This window comes from Telluria sp. Soil_C_11 (assembly GCF_057657395.1).
On sequence record NZ_JBDGIN010000078.1, the window covers coordinates 1 to 203 of the forward strand.

Sequence of the window (203 nt, forward strand, 5' to 3'; positions counted from 1 at the left end):
GCGGGAGTAGCTCAGTTGGTAGAGCGCAACCTTGCCAAGGTTGAGGTCGAGAGTTCGAGACTCTTCTCCCGCTCCAAAGTTTGCTAGTGTTGATTGCAATAAGTTATAATCGCAAGTTCCAGCGACGCGGGAGTAGCTCAGTTGGTAGAGCGCAACCTTGCCAAGGTTGAGGTCGAGAGTTCGAGACTCTTCTCCCGCTCCAG

At 53.2% G+C, this 203-nt stretch carries 2 tRNA genes; both read left to right on the top strand.

The features are described from left to right. Nucleotides 1–76, top strand: a tRNA-Gly gene (locus tag AC3A6M_RS24970). Between the two features lie 50 nt (nucleotides 77–126). Next, nucleotides 127–202, top strand: a tRNA-Gly gene (locus tag AC3A6M_RS24975). Nucleotide 203 lies beyond the last annotated feature (1 nt).